12 protein-coding genes and 1 pseudogene are annotated in these 13,914 nt (G+C 61.4%); 8 read left to right on the top strand and 5 right to left on the bottom strand.

Translation table 11 applies throughout. The features are described from left to right. Nucleotides 1–168 precede the first annotated feature (168 nt). The 5 genes and pseudogenes from ACJ8OK_RS05170 (at nt 169) to ACJ8OK_RS05150 (ending at nt 5,321) form a co-directional block, all read left to right on the top strand. Nucleotides 169–1,779: an inorganic phosphate transporter gene (locus ACJ8OK_RS05170; RefSeq protein WP_033632963.1), complete on the top strand. Its 1,611-nt coding sequence runs from the start codon at nt 169–171 to the stop codon at nt 1,777–1,779. A gap of 26 nt (nt 1,780–1,805) precedes the next feature. Beyond that, nucleotides 1,806–2,720, top strand: a pseudogene (gene ppk2, locus ACJ8OK_RS05165) (polyphosphate kinase 2). A 120-nt stretch (nt 2,721–2,840) separates the two neighbouring features. After that, nucleotides 2,841–3,266 (top strand): nucleoside triphosphatase NudI, encoded by a 426-nt coding sequence (gene nudI / locus ACJ8OK_RS05160; protein WP_004938207.1) that lies wholly within the window; start codon nt 2,841–2,843, stop codon nt 3,264–3,266. 93 nt (nt 3,267–3,359) lie between these two features. Beyond that, nucleotides 3,360–4,196 (top strand): D-alanyl-D-alanine endopeptidase, encoded by an 837-nt coding sequence (gene pbpG / locus ACJ8OK_RS05155; RefSeq protein WP_442530420.1) that lies wholly within the window; start codon nt 3,360–3,362, stop codon nt 4,194–4,196. Between the two features lie 138 nt (nt 4,197–4,334). Further along, a complete protein-coding gene (locus tag ACJ8OK_RS05150; RefSeq protein ID WP_442530419.1) occupies nt 4,335–5,321 on the top strand; it encodes an MsnO8 family LLM class oxidoreductase in 987 nt (328 codons plus the stop codon). Here the strand turns inward: ACJ8OK_RS05150 and ACJ8OK_RS05145 are convergent. Beyond that, nucleotides 5,318–6,622, bottom strand: coding sequence for an aminotransferase class I/II-fold pyridoxal phosphate-dependent enzyme (locus ACJ8OK_RS05145; protein ID WP_442530418.1), 1,305 nt, complete (start codon nt 6,620–6,622; stop codon nt 5,318–5,320). The two genes, ACJ8OK_RS05150 and ACJ8OK_RS05145, sit on opposite strands and share 4 nt — an antisense overlap. Before the next feature lie 66 nt (nt 6,623–6,688). Between ACJ8OK_RS05145 and ACJ8OK_RS05140 the strand changes: the two genes are divergently transcribed. Genes ACJ8OK_RS05140 through ACJ8OK_RS05130 form a run of 3 tightly spaced genes read left to right on the top strand, consistent with a single transcriptional unit; the run spans nt 6,689 to nt 8,502 of the window. Further along, nucleotides 6,689–6,943 carry a hypothetical protein gene (locus ACJ8OK_RS05140; RefSeq protein ID WP_004938217.1) on the top strand — a complete coding sequence of 85 codons (255 nt, stop codon included), beginning with the start codon at nt 6,689–6,691 and terminating at the stop codon, nt 6,941–6,943. Continuing rightward, entirely contained in the window at nt 6,940–7,656 is a 717-nt protein-coding gene (locus tag ACJ8OK_RS05135) for a glutamine amidotransferase (protein WP_033632958.1), read from the top strand. Before ACJ8OK_RS05140 ends, ACJ8OK_RS05135 begins: the two co-directional genes overlap by 4 nt. 3 nt (nt 7,657–7,659) lie before the next feature. Beyond that, nucleotides 7,660–8,502 carry a PfkB family carbohydrate kinase gene (locus ACJ8OK_RS05130; RefSeq protein WP_033632957.1) on the top strand — a complete coding sequence of 281 codons (843 nt, stop codon included), beginning with the start codon at nt 7,660–7,662 and terminating at the stop codon, nt 8,500–8,502. 44 nt (nt 8,503–8,546) lie between these two features. On the opposite strand, the gene ACJ8OK_RS05125 is transcribed toward ACJ8OK_RS05130, so the two are convergent. The 4 genes from ACJ8OK_RS05125 to ACJ8OK_RS05110 form a co-directional block, all read right to left on the bottom strand. Next, complete coding sequence (locus tag ACJ8OK_RS05125) at nt 8,547–9,260, bottom strand: flagellar brake protein (protein ID WP_033632956.1); 714 nt, start codon at nt 9,258–9,260, stop codon at nt 8,547–8,549. 77 nt (nt 9,261–9,337) lie between these two features. Next, nucleotides 9,338–10,120 (bottom strand): N-formylglutamate amidohydrolase, encoded by a 783-nt coding sequence (locus ACJ8OK_RS05120; protein ID WP_033632955.1) that lies wholly within the window; start codon nt 10,118–10,120, stop codon nt 9,338–9,340. Between the two features lie 101 nt (nt 10,121–10,221). Beyond that, a complete protein-coding gene (gene olsF, locus ACJ8OK_RS05115) occupies nt 10,222–11,943 on the bottom strand; it encodes an ornithine lipid synthase OlsF (protein WP_015377973.1) in 1,722 nt (573 codons plus the stop codon). A 155-nt stretch (nt 11,944–12,098) separates the two neighbouring features. Then, entirely contained in the window at nt 12,099–13,769 is a 1,671-nt protein-coding gene (locus ACJ8OK_RS05110) for a DUF4091 domain-containing protein (protein ID WP_442530417.1), read from the bottom strand. Between the last annotated feature and the right edge of the window lie 145 nt (nt 13,770–13,914).

Below are 13,914 nucleotides of genomic sequence, written 5' to 3'. Positions count from 1 at the left end.
TTGCCGTTAACCCAAGATCGTCTCCGCTGTTATAACAATCTTTATTTATCGGCGTTAATGATTTTCGCCGTTCCCGATGATTAATATTTTCGTCATAAAAAAGCCACATTCATTCAGAATACTTTTCAGGCGACAGCTACCGCATTCAATCCTCTCAGGAAGGTCATTATGAGCGATAACAGCGCCGTTCAAACGGGTGTGCCGGCCGCATCCAGCCTGCCCAAGCTGCATCAAAAGAACAGTCGACTCACTGTTCTTTTTTTTGTGTTTTTATTAATTCTGGGGATCGCGTTCGCCGGGGTGAACTTATTTAACGACGTCAGCGACACCGGCGCCGTCTATACCAGTTACATTCCGTTTTTATTATTGGGGCTGGCGCTGCTGATCGCGCTGGGCTTTGAATTCGTCAACGGCTTCCACGACACCGCCAATGCGGTCGCGACGGTGATTTACACCCACTCGCTGTCGCCGATGGTCGCCGTGGTGTGGTCCGGTTTCTTCAACTTTCTCGGCGTGTTGCTCTCCAGCGGCGTGGTGGCCTTCGGCATCATTTCGCTGCTGCCGGTCGAGCTGATCCTGCAGGCCGGCACCGGCAACGGCTTCGCCATGGTGTACGCCCTGCTGTTCTCCGCCATCATCTGGAACCTCGGCACCTGGTGGCTCGGGCTGCCCGCCTCGTCGTCGCATACGCTGATCGGCTCGATTATCGGCGTTGGCGTGGCCAACGCCCTGATCCACGGCCGCACCGGCACCAGCGGCGTGGACTGGGGCCAGGCGATCAAGGTGGGCTATGCGCTGCTGCTGTCGCCGGTGATCGGCTTCGTGTTCGCCGGCCTGCTGCTGCTGGCGCTGAAGCTGTTCGTCAACAACCGCCAGCTGTACAGCGCGCCTAAAGACAATAGCCCGCCGCCGCTGTGGATCCGCGGATTGCTGATCCTCACCTGCACCGGCGTTTCCTTTGCCCACGGCTCCAACGACGGCCAGAAAGGCATGGGCCTTATCATGCTGATCCTGGTGGGCACCATGCCGATCGCCTACGCCCTGAACCGTTCGATGCCGCCGGAGCAGATCCCCCGGGTGGCGGCGCTGGCGGAGGTGACCAAAAGCCAGCTGCTGCGCCAGTTCCCGGCCGGCGGCCAAACGCCGCCGCGCGAGGTGCTGACCGGCTATGTGCGCACCAGCGATCTGACGCCGGAGGTGGTGCCGGCGCTGGCGCAACTGACCGGCGCGATCGGAGATCAAATTCGCCAGTACGGCTCGGTCGACAAGATCCCGGCGCAGGCGGTGTCGAACACCCGCAACGACATGTACCTGGCGTCCGAGACCATCAAGCACCTGAAGGCAGAGCATCAGTTGCAGATCAATCCCGACACGCAGCGCAACCTCGACGCGCTGAAGGGCGAACTCGACAACGCCACCCGCTTCATTCCCTTCTGGGTGAAAGTGGTGGTGGCGATTGCACTGGGGCTCGGCACCATGGTCGGCTGGCGCCGCATCGTGGTGACGGTGGGCGAAAAGATCGGCAAATCGCACCTGACCTACGCCCAGGGCGCCAGCGCCGAACTGGTGGCGATGACCACCATCGGCGCGGCCGACGCCTTCGGCTTGCCGGTTTCGACCACTCACGTACTTTCATCCGGCATCGCCGGCACCATGGCAGCCAACCGCTCCGGCCTGCAGATGGCCACCCTGCGCAATCTGCTGATGGCCTGGGTGCTAACGCTGCCGGCCTCAGTGCTGCTGTCGGCGGTGCTGTACTGGATCTTCAACCACTTCTAACACCGGGCCGATACGGAGAAAATCTGATGACCATGCATGAATTCAACCGCGAAGACGGATTCAACCAGCGCCTGCTGCAAGAATTTTACGACAGCTACGACGAAGAGCTGGAAATGGAGCTGGACGACCTGCGCTTCGACGCGGCAGAAGTCGACAGCGACGCGAAGAAAGCCTGGCGCAAGCAATACTTCCGCGAACTGCTGCGCCTGCAGGGCGAACTGGTAAAGCTGCAGGACTGGGTGATGCGTACCGGCCATCGGCTGGTGATCCTCTTTGAAGGCCGCGACGCCGCCGGCAAGGGCGGCGTGATCAAACGCATTACCCAGCGCCTCAACCCGCGCACCTGCCGCGTGGCGGCGCTGCCGGCGCCGAACGATCGCGAACGCACCCAGTGGTATTTTCAGCGCTATATCGCGCATCTGCCCGCCGCCGGCGAAATGGTGCTGTTCGACCGCAGCTGGTATAACCGAGCCGGCGTGGAGCGCGTGATGGGCTTTTGCAACGACGAAGAGTACGAGGAGTTTTTCCGCAGCGTGCCGGAATTCGAAAAAATGCTGACGCGCAGCGGCATCCAAATCGTCAAATACTGGTTTTCGATCACCGATGAGGAGCAGGAACTGCGTTTCCTCAGCCGCATTCACGATCCGCTCAAGCAGTGGAAGCTCAGCCCGATGGATCTGGAAAGCCGCCGCCGCTGGGAGGACTACACCGAGGCCAAAGAAATCATGTTAGCGCGCACTAACATTGCCGAGGCGCCCTAGTGGGTGGTTCAGGGCGTCGACAAGAAAAAGGCCCGCTTGAACTGCATCACTCACCTGCTGCAGCAGGTGCCTTATGAGGAAGCCGAAGGTAACGTCATCACGCTGCCGCCACGCAAACGCAGCCCGGAGTACCACCGTAACCCAGTGCCGGACAACATGGTGGTGCCGGAAATCTACTGACCGTAGCGCAGAGAGGCGGTTGCCGCAGCTCTGCGCAAATACAACGCTTTGATTTCTCTCACGCTAAGGGGCCAGACCCCATGTTAAAGTGGTTGCTTTCCATTTTGACAGGAGTTTTCCATGCGCCAACGCATCATTGTCTGCCCGCTAATTGAAAACGATAACGCCTTCCTGCTGTGCAAAATGGCGGCGCACAAGGGCGTGTTTCCCGGCCAGTGGGCGCTGTCCGGCGGCGGCGTCGAGCCGGGTGAACAAATAGAACAGGCGCTGCGGCGCGAAGTGCGCGAAGAGTTGGGCGCCGCGCTGATCCTCGACAACATCACGCCCTGGACTTTCCGCGATGACGTGCGCATCAAAACTTACGCCGACGGCAGCCGGGAGCAAATCTACATGATTTACCTGATTTTCGACTGCCATGCCGCCAACCGCGACGTGACGATCAACGACGAGTTCGATGACTACGCCTGGGTGCCGCGCGAGCGCCTCGCGGACTACGATTTGAACGAGGCCACCCGCTTCACCCTGCGGCAAAAGGGATTGTTGTAACAGTTTGAGCGATTATCGCCCTATTTCCTTCACATTTGCCCGGCAGACTCTTTTGATATTTTTTAATCACTTAGGGTCACTATTGCCGCCGTTATGCTTTTATCTCACGCTTTTCTCCGTCTGCCTGTCCGGCGCTTCGGCGCCGCCCTGCTGTTCAGCCTGCTGTTCGTTTTGGCGCCCGTGCATGCCGCCACGCCGCCGCTGGTGCTGAATGCCAAATCGGTGCTGGTCGTCAATCAACGCACCGGAAAGACCCTTTATCAGAAGCAGCCGAACCGCGTGCTGCCGATCGCCTCGCTCACCAAACTGATGACCGCCATGGTCGCCCTGGACAGCAAACGCCCGATGGGCAGCAAGCTCAAAGTCACCGCCGCCGATCGCGATCTGCTGAAAAAAACCCATTCGCGCCTGACCATCGGCTCGGTGCTCAGCCGCCGCGACATGCTGCACATCGCCCTGATGTCTTCGGAGAACCGCGCCGCCGCCGCGCTGAGCCGCAGTTATCCCGGCGGGCGCAAGGCCTTCGTGGCGAAAATGAATCAGAAAGCGCGCGCCATCGGCATGAAACGCGCCCGCTTCTACGATCCGACCGGGCTGACGCCGCGCAATGTGGCGACCGCCAACGATCTGCTGAAGATGGTCAATCACGCCTATCGCTATCAGTCGATTCGCCGCTTCAGCACCGACAAGCAGCAGATCGTGCGCCCTGGCCGCGGCCAGTTGGTTTACCGCAGCTCCAACGGCCTGATCAACAACCCCGCCTGGAAGATCCAGCTGCAGAAAACCGGCTTTACCGACGAGGCCGGTCACTGCCTGGTGATGCGCACCACCATCAAAGGGCAGCCGGTGGTGATGATCCTGCTCGGCGCACAGCCGCGCTACGGCCACTACCGTGACGCCATTCGTCTGAAGGCCTGGCTCAAGGGGTAACATCGCGGCGCTTTACCGTTCTGCGCATATCCAAATCCGTTTTGGATCAATGGAATATCCTATCGCCAATCAGTATTAAGGCGTGCGCCGCCCGCATGGTATTTGTCAGGCATATCTGATGAGGAAAGGAGCGGGAAAATGGCTTATGCCTTGAGCATATTGGAAAAGAGTCCGATCGCCGAAGGGGAAAGCGCCGCACAGGCGCTGGCGCGCACGCTGCATCTGGCGCAACAGGCGGAACGCTGGGGATATCGGCGTTTCTGGTTAGCGGAGCACCACAATACGCCGCAGCTCGCCTGCCCGTCGCCGGAGGTGCTGATCGGTTATCTGCTCGGCCAAACGTCGCGCATTCGCATCGGCTCCGGCGGCGTGATGCTGCAGCACTACAGCGCCTACAAGGTAGCCGAAAACTTCAACCTGCTGGCGGCGCTGGCGCCAGGGCGCGTCGATCTCGGGGTGGGCAAAGCGCCCGGCGGGCTGCCGCTCGCCACTCAGGCGCTGCAGGCCGCCCATGACCGGCAAAACAAACCGACCTTCCCGCAGCAGCTGTCGCAGCTGACCGCTTACCTGAACGACGACGCCGAACCGGGTCTGAGCGCCACGCCGTTGCCGCCGCACGCCGCCCAGCGCTTTTTGCTCGGCGCCAGTAAAGAGAGCGCGACGCTGGCGGCTGAATCCGGCTGGGCCTTCGTGTTCGCCGCGCATCTGAACGGCAATCCGCAAGACATTAGAGAAGCGCTGGAGCACTACACCGCACACAGCGGCGGCCGCAAGGGGCTGCTGGCGGTGGCGGCGATCGTGGCGCAGAGCCCGGAGCAGGCGGCGGCGCTGGCGGCGGAGATTCAGCAATACCGCGTGCACGTCGCCGGTGAGCAGAGCGTGACCGTCGGCAGCCTGGCGCAGGCCGAGAGTTTCGTGCAACAGGCCGGCGCCACCGACTACCGCATCGAGCCGCGAGAAAGTCATGTTCTGCTCGGCACCGCGCAGCAGGTGCATCAGCAACTGGCGCAGCTGCAGCTGCAGTACGGCGTGGACGAGTTCATCATCGACACGCCGATCGCCGAACCGACCGCCCGGTTAGCCTCGCTACAGCGGCTGGCGGAGGAAAACCTGACGCCGGCTTAGTTGATCGCCGCCTCGGCCCGCATGGCTTCGGACAGATCCTGCGCCAGCGGCGCCAGCTGTGCCGGCACCACGTTGGCCAGGCTAATGCGGAGCGCCGGGCCGCCCCTCAGGCGGAAAGGTTCACCGCCCTGCACCAACCACCCCCGCTGCGCCATCAGCTGCGCGGCGGCGCTTTCCGACCTCACCGGCAACCACAGATGCAACCCTTCACCGACCGCCAGCGCCGTGTGATTCAATGCATTGAGCCGCTGCACCAGTTCATCCCTTCTGGCCTGATATGCCTGTTGCGCCCGCGGCAGTTGCCCTTCCTGCAAGGCCTGTCTCCACAGCCTGGCGGCGATCTGTTGCAAGATATGGCTGACCCAGCGTTCGCTGATGTACTGATCGGCGCGCATCGCCTGCAGCAACGTCGGGTTGCCGCAGGCCAGCGCGATGCGCAGATCCGGGCTGAGAAACTTGCTCAGCGACAACACGTACAGGCCGCGATCGCCGTCGAACGGCAGATGCAGCGGCTGCTGCGACAGCGGCCCCCAGAAGTCGTCGACGATCGCCAGACACTGCGGGTTGTCGCGCAGAAAACGCCGCCACTGTTGCGCGCGCTGCGCAGAGAGCGAAGCGCCGGTCGGATTGTGAGCGCGCGGCGTCAGGATCACCGCGCCGGCGGCCCCGCTTTCCGGCAACCGACAGCCCTGTTCATCTACCGCCAGCGGCAGCGGCCGTAGACGCAGATGGCGCAACAGCGTCAATAGCGGCGGCCAGCAGGGATCTTCCACCCACACCGCCGCCCCCGGCTGCACATGGCAGCGCAGCGCCTTTTCCATCGCGTCCAGCGCGCCGGAGAACACCGCCGGTTCCCCCAGCGTGACGCCCTGGCGGCTGAGCCACTCGCGTCCCAGACCGGTCAATACCGGCAGATCGCCACTGATGTCATAACCATTTTGCTGCGGGAACACCTCCGCCGCGCCAAGCGCCAATGCCGGCAACAATGCGGCATCCAGATTGCCGCTGGCCAGATCGCACATTCCCGCCGGCACCTGACGCGGCTTATAGGCCGCACTCACCGCCGCCAGCGGCGGCTCCAGCACCACCGTTCCCGCCCGCCCGCGCGTCGCCACCAGGCCGGCATCGCGCAATCGGGCATAAGCGCTGGCGACGGTATTCGGATTGACCTCCAGCTCCGCCGCCAGTTGGCGTACCGGCGGCAACAGCTCGCCCGGCCGCAGCGCGCCGTCTTTGATGCGTGCGGCGATCTGCTCGGCAATCTGGACAGCGCCGCCGCCTTTTGCATACAATAAACCCATACATAAATCCTTTTGTACTAGTTCAAATAAGATTAGCAGCTTCCGCGGCCAAAAGTAAGGGGTTCCATGGATAAACATTACGTGCTCGACATTCAGTATGCAGGAAAAGCCTTTGCCCGCCTGGAGATGTTCACCCCCTGGGCAGCCGATCAGTTGGAGCAGGCGTGCGCGCTGTTCCCGGCCGCGCAGGGTTATCAGGTGCAGCTCAGCCAGGTCAGCGAACGCCGCATCGTCTACCAGAGCGGCGCGCAGGGCATCACGGTGCTGGGCGAGTCGCTGGCGCTGACGCCGTTCACCCACGCTCACGAGGTTAAACAATGAAAAAAGCCGTCGCCATTCGACACGTCAATTTTGAAAACCTGGGTATTCTCGGTTCCCTGCTCTCGCTGCGTGGCTATCAGATCGACTATTACGATGCCGGTCGCGATGATATTCGTGCTATCAATAATGAAGAGACCGATCTGTTGGTGGTGCTCGGCGGGCCGATCAGCGCCGCCCGGCACTTTTCCGGTGAGCAGCGCTATGATTTTCTCGACCATGAATTGGCGCTGGTCAAACAGCGCCTGGCGCAGCGGCGGCCGACCCTCGGGGTGTGTCTCGGCGCTCAGGTGATCGCCCAGGCGCTGGGCGCCGACGTGATTTCGCTCGGCGTCAAAGAGATCGGCTTCGCTCCGCTGACCACGCTCGCGGCCCAAGACGACTCGGTGCTGGCGCCGCTGGCCGATACGCCGGTGCTGCATTGGCACGGCGATATGTTCATGATCCCGGACGGCGCCCGCTGCCTGGCCAGCACGGCGATTTGCCCGCATCAGGCTTTCGACTATCAGGGGTTCGCGCTCGGTCTGCAGTTCCATCTGGAGGCGGATCACCGCGATATCGAACGCTGGTTGATTGGCCATGCCTGCGAGCTGGAGCTGGCCGGCGTCGCGCCCCAGAGCCTTCGCGAACAGGCGGCGCGCCACGGCGCACAGCTGGAACAGCGCGCGCGGCAGGTGTTCGCCCGCTGGCTGGATAATAACGAACCAAGGATGTAACTCATGCAACAGGCTTCACCCTTGCGATCACCGCCCATCGACGTGATCAGCATTCAATCTCAGGTGGTTTACGGCAGCGTCGGCAACGGCATCGCCTACCGCGCCCTGCTGAAAAAGGGGCTGGAAGCGCTGCAGGTGCCCAGCGTGCTGTTCGGCTGCCCGCCCTATTACGGCAAGCCGCATGGCGGCGTCATCTCCGGCGAGTGGTTCGGCGGCTTTCTCGACGATCTGATCGCCCGCGGCGTGATGAAGCGCACCCGGGCGGTGATCGTCGGTTACCTGGGCGACGTGATGCAGTGCCATATTCTGGCCAACTGGCTGCAGCGGGTGCGCGCCCTCAATCCGCAGATAAGGATCTATATCGATCCGGTGATGGGCGATTACGGCGAAGGGATCTACGTGGATGAGCGCATCGTCAATTGCTATCGTTCACCGTTCCTGCGGCTGGCCAACGGCCTGACGCCGAACGGCTTCGAACTGGAGCAGCTGTGCGGCCGCTCTCTGAGCAGCCGGGAGCAGACGCAACGCGCCGCGCAGGCGCTGTTGAACGACACCACCGAATGGGTGCTGGTCACCAGCGCGCCGGGCGTGGCACAGCACGAAGACGAAGTGGGTTTAATGTTGGTCACCCGGCAGGAAGCGCAGTGCTTTACCCATCCGAAGGTCAAATCGGCGGTCAAAGGCACCGGCGATCTGTTCACCGCACTGCTGGTGAGCCATCTGCTGCAGGGCGCCGCGCTCGACGCGGCCGTGATCGCCGCCGGCGGCGAAGTGTGCGACGTGCTAGCCGAAGCGGCGCATTTCGGTTGGGAAGAGATCGGCAGCCTGCGGGCATTAAAACCGTAAGACCTGTGGAGAGTCAGGGGCAGCATGCCCGCCCCTGATAAATATCAGCGTTTTTTCTTTTTGTTGAAATCCAGCTCGAAGGCGAACACCGCGCTCTGAATTTTGCGCTCCATCGCCAGCCCCAGCTTGAGGAAACGGCACGACAGGCGCGAGAAGTGCACCACCTGGTCGTTATCGTCGGTTTCCTGATCGTCGTTGACCACCACCAGCTCCATATTGACCTTGAAGCTGCCGTAGCTGCCCAGATCCAACACCGCTTTCTTGAACTGCAGACCCGGCTGGAAGAAATCCGGCAGTGGACCATCGAAGCGCAAACCGACGCCGCCGGCGGACAGATCGTGGATACGCAGCTCATAAGGCGTGCCGTCCGGGTATTCGCCGGTACAGAAGAATTGGCGCCAGTGCGGCGTGGTGATGCGGAACTGGCGGCGGCGCTGGATGTAGACCAACTCCTGCGGCAGCCGGGTCGAGCAGGCCTGGACGCCCTGATGTTCGGTCAGCTCCGCCTGGCCGACGGAAAACTCGATTTTGGCGTCGTGGCTTTCAATCACGATGGTGCAGGCGCCGTCGATGGCGTTTTCCGCTTCCTCACCGCTAAACACGATATTGTCCGGCCCGACGCTCAATAACAGACTTTGAAACCGGTGCTGCTGATTTTCTACGCGCAGCGGCGTGCGTTGTTTGCAAATTTCACGCAGAATCGCCAGAACTTCAAAACGCTCCCGTTTGATAAACAGTCCGTTATCGCTGTGCTCCACACGTCTCTCCTGACTTTTTTTTCTAATGACGTCTTATGTATTCCTTATGGTTATCATCTCTGGGAATATTCCTAAAGTCAAATTTGCCAGCGTTGCCAGGCCTGCGGCAGCAGGCGCGCGAAACGTTTCGCCCATGCCTGTTGCCCGCGTTCGTCGGCGATCAGATCCTGGCGAATTTCGATGCCGACGTAAGGCAACCCGCGCCGTTCCGCGTGCACCGGCAACGTGTAGTCGGTGGCGTCGGTCATTGCATAGGGCTCGTTGATCCCCACCTGCAAATCCCCCTCTTCGCGCAGCAGCTCGGCCAGCAGCCGGGCAAATTCCGGGTAGCGATTAAACAGCAACCCCACCTGCCAGGGGCGCGATTCCCCTTTGAACACCGGTGTGAAACTGTGCATGGCGATCACCGCCGTCGGCAGTTCGCGCAGCTGACGTTGCCCCAGATGCTCGTCGATGGCGTGGTGATACGGCAAAAATACCTCGCGCTCACGCGCCAGCGCGTGTTCGGCGTCGATGCCGATATTGCCGGGTATCGGCGTCAGTTCAGACAAATGCGGGATCGAGCTGGCGATGCCGGGCGCCCGGTTGCAGTCGATCACCAACCGTGAGTAACGCTGATGAATCAGCGTGGCGTCCAGTTGGCGGCTCAGATGGCGCGATACGCCCAGCGCACCGATATCCCAGCCGATGTGGCGCTCGATCTCCCCCGGCGGTAAGCCGAGATCGCCAAGAGATTGCGGTATCGCCTTACCGGCGTGATCGCATAGCAGCAAAAATGGCGCTTTGCCGCGCGGGGTTTCAACGGCGGCGGCGGGCGGTTCATCGGCGGACAATAACGGCGGGATAAACGAATGAGGCATGAAAGGCTCCGGCGGTGGAAAGCAAAACGTTTATCGTAGCGCTATCCCGTCGCCGGCCCCAAGGTCGTGCTTAGATCAAAAAGGCATGAGTCAGACTGTAGTCATGCCGTCTCGGCCGGCTGCGGCTGGTGCACCGCGATGTAACGCTGATACCGCGATGGCTTGAGCCGCGTGGTATCCACCAACACCAGCCCGTCGATACAGTTGTTGAACGCCGGATCGGTGCCAAAGTCGATAAACTGTACCCCGCCCGGCTCGCACAGTTCGGTGTACTGCTTGTACAGCGTTGGGATCGAGCAGCCGATATTGCTGAGCAGGCTCTTCAGCCGCACCAGATCTTCCTGGTAGTTGTCCCCGGCAAACTGCGCCAGCACCTGCGGCAGTGACGCCGGATAAGGCCGCCGCGACTGCGCGAACGCGTGATCCGGCGAGAAATAGAGCCGATAGAAGGCGATCAGCAAATCACGTGCTGCCAGCGGCATGCCGCCGGAGATCGACACCGGGCCGAACAGATAGCGGTACTGCGGGTATTTCGACAGATAGGCGCCGATGCCCAGCCACAAATAGTCCAGCCCGCGCTTGCCCCAATAGGCCGGCTGAATGAAGCTGCGCCCCAGCTCGATGCCCTGCGCCAGGATCGGTTCCATATCGCGGTCATAATGGAACAGGCTGTTGCTGTAGATGCTCTCCAGGCCCTTACGCGCGATTTGTTCGGCGGTGGGGATAAAACGATAGGCGCCGACGATCTCCAGCTCCTCCTCGTCCCACAGCACCAGGTGATAGTAATCGTCGTCGTAGCTGTCCAGATCGCGGCGGCGGCCGGATCCTTCCCCCACCGCGCGGAAAGCGATCTCGCGCAGGCGCCCCAGCTCGCGCAGGATTGGCGTACGCGCTTCGTCATGGCGACGATAGAGATAGATGGTTTTACCGTCCGGCGTTACCCCCAACCGTTCGCAGTTCGCCAGCGCCTTTTTCAGCTCCAGACGATCTTCCGGCAGCGCAATCGGCGATTCGCTGGCGAACAGCCCCGGCTTGCCCTGGCCCAGACGATAGACGTGGCGGCGAAAACGCTCCGCCAGATCCTTGGCGCTGGTGTGGCCGTCGTGCCAGTTGGCGAACGGCACGCGGCCGCCGACGCGGATCTTGATGCGCCCGCCCCGCTGCTGGAACATTTCGCGCACCAGCAGCAAGGTCGACAGCGGCCGGTAGACCAGAGAGGTAAAGTAGAACAGGTTGCTGTTGCGTGCGCTGATGTGGATCGGCACGATCGGCGCGCGCGCTTTGGCGGCCAGGCGCAGAAAACCGGTATGCCAGTGGCCGTCGCGGATGCCTTTCGGGCTCATGCGCGACACTTCGCCTGCCGGGAACAGGATCAGCGCACCCTGGTTGTCCAGCTGCTGCTGCATGCCTTCAATCTGTTTGCGGCTGGTTTTATAAGCGACGTTATCCACCGGCACGAACAGGCTGCGCAGCGGTTCAATGTAGGTCAGCAGCTGGTTGGCCACCACTTTCACGTCCGGGCGCACCGCGGCAACGGCGCGCAGCAATACCAAGCCGTCGAGCGAGCCGATCGGGTGATTGGCCACGAGCACCACCGGCCCCTGGCTCGGGATGTTTTCCAGATCGCCGTCCACCAATTCGCAGCTGAGGTTAAAGTAGTCCACCACCTGCTCGATCAGATCGAGCCCTTTCAGATGGGGATAATCGGCGGCGAACTGTTTGAATTCTTTTTCGAAGAGAAGGGTTCTTAGCAGGCTGCGCTGCCAGGCGGGGGTATTACGGTGTGGAAATGCATCTTGCAACAGAGAATCCAGGCTGAACATCGCGTTATCTCCTGACGTAGTCGCTGCAAACTTAAGCCAGAGCCGTGACTCTGACATGTCAGTTACATGACAATAAAGTGAATCCATCGACTATCAGGTATAGCAAAGTAATGGCGAATTGGGAGTGAAAGACGCATTTTCGCCCCCACTTGCCTTCACATCGGCGCCAGCAACGCTTCGATGCGGCGGTTTACCGCGTCGCGCAGGCGCAGCAGCGGCCCGGCCTGGTGCGGATAACGCTTGAAGGTGATGCGCATGCCCAGCTCACTTTCTATAAGCGCTTCCACCGTCGCCCGATCGGTCAAACTCTCCAGCAGCTGCAGCGCGCGCATGTCCTGCAGACCCTGGTGCAGCACCCGCAGGCGCAGCGACTCCACCGGCTGCAGATCCTCACCGGGATAGACCACGAACGGATCGCCGGAGGGAAACGCATGGCCGCTGTCGGTCACCGCGTACGGATTGATGCGTTCACGCGAATGGGCGCTGTTATAGAAGTTGAATCCCCAGTGCAGAAAGCCGGCGATGCGGTACAGATACAGCTGCACGCCCAATATGCGGTTGCGCGCCGAAGGCTGAGCGAAGAAGCGATTGGCGACCTCAGTCTTCTGCACGCAGCAGTAATAGGCCCACAGGCCGGGGACCTGGTGTTCGATAAAAGGTTCGAGGTGGTCGGTCGCAACGACCGGGGTTTCCACCAGGTCTTGCTGATAAAACGCGAAATCCGACAGCGCATCGAAGGTGCGGAAGCCATCCAGCAGCGGGCGCAGCGCGGCGCTGGCGCGCCGGTAGGCCGCCAGGTTGTCCAACGTCGGCTCATCGGAAACATGGAACCATACCTGCCGTTCCAGCCCCCGTTCGCGGAACCAGGCGGTCAACGCCGGCAGCAGCGCCTGTAGGAAACGCTGATACGCTTCGCCCTGCGCATCGGTGTGCCAGCCGAACGGCGTTCGCGTCTCGCCCTGCTCCTCCACCACTATCTTCGGCGCATGCGCCGCGCCCCATTGGGTAAACAGCGGCGCGATTTCGAAGTGCTCGATGCCCTCTTCCTGCGCCAACGCCACCCACTGCGCCAAACGGCTGAAATCGAAGCCATACCCGTGCGCCGAATGTGTCACCCTCACCAACTGTACCGTGGTCCGTTCGCCGCCGACGGCGGTATCCAGCGGCGGCGTGAACAGCGGCGTCAGCAGCATATTGACGCCGGCCTGCACCGCGCAGCGCACAAAGTTGCGTACCGCGCGCCAGTACGCCGGGCTGAACACCGCCAAACGGTAGTAATCCGCCAGGCAGTCGGTGTGCAGCCATTCGGTGTGCAACAGCGTTTGCGGCGGCAACGCCGCGGGCACCAGATGCAGCGTCAGTGTGGCCTCGGCCAGCGCCTCGCCGCTCTGGGCATCCAGCAGCCGCAGGGTCAACGGAAAGTCGCCGGCCAGTTGTGCTTCGGCCGGCGGCGTCAGGGTCAACCACAGGCTGCCATAATAGCGGCAGGCGGCAAAAAAACGCCGTTGCGGCAGCGGTATCAGCGGATCGGGAAATAAGCCCGGCTCGGTGGTCAGGTAATTCTCATCGGTCTCGCGATAACAGGGAAAACCGCTCGGCACCGATTGCACCTGGCGCACGCTGATATACTCCGCCAGCGGCCCGTCGAGTTGATAACACAGCTCATGGCGAGTCTCGTTGCCCGGAGTTTGCAAACAGTACACCGCCTGCCAGGACAGCACCTCGTTATTTAACCCGCTCAGCCGATTTTCCACGGCAATGGGCAGCATATTTTGGCGATGAAATACTTTTTCCAGGCAATGCGTAAATACCAGAGACAGGCGCATGATATTTCGCCCTCTTTACTTTTGATGAATAAATGTTGTGAGATTCAGGCTAGCGTCTTTTATCGCCACAAACAATAGCCGGCAATAAAAAACGTTCAAGCGCCCTCCTCGGACAGCCCCAGCAAGATTTTTTTGTTTATTTGCA

This window comes from Serratia sp. CY71090 (genome assembly GCF_052166845.1).
GTDB lineage: Bacteria > Pseudomonadota > Gammaproteobacteria > Enterobacterales > Enterobacteriaceae > Serratia > Serratia nematodiphila.
The sequence above is the reverse complement of the archived record's forward strand: the minus strand, read 5'-3'. Positions and strand labels throughout refer to the sequence as shown.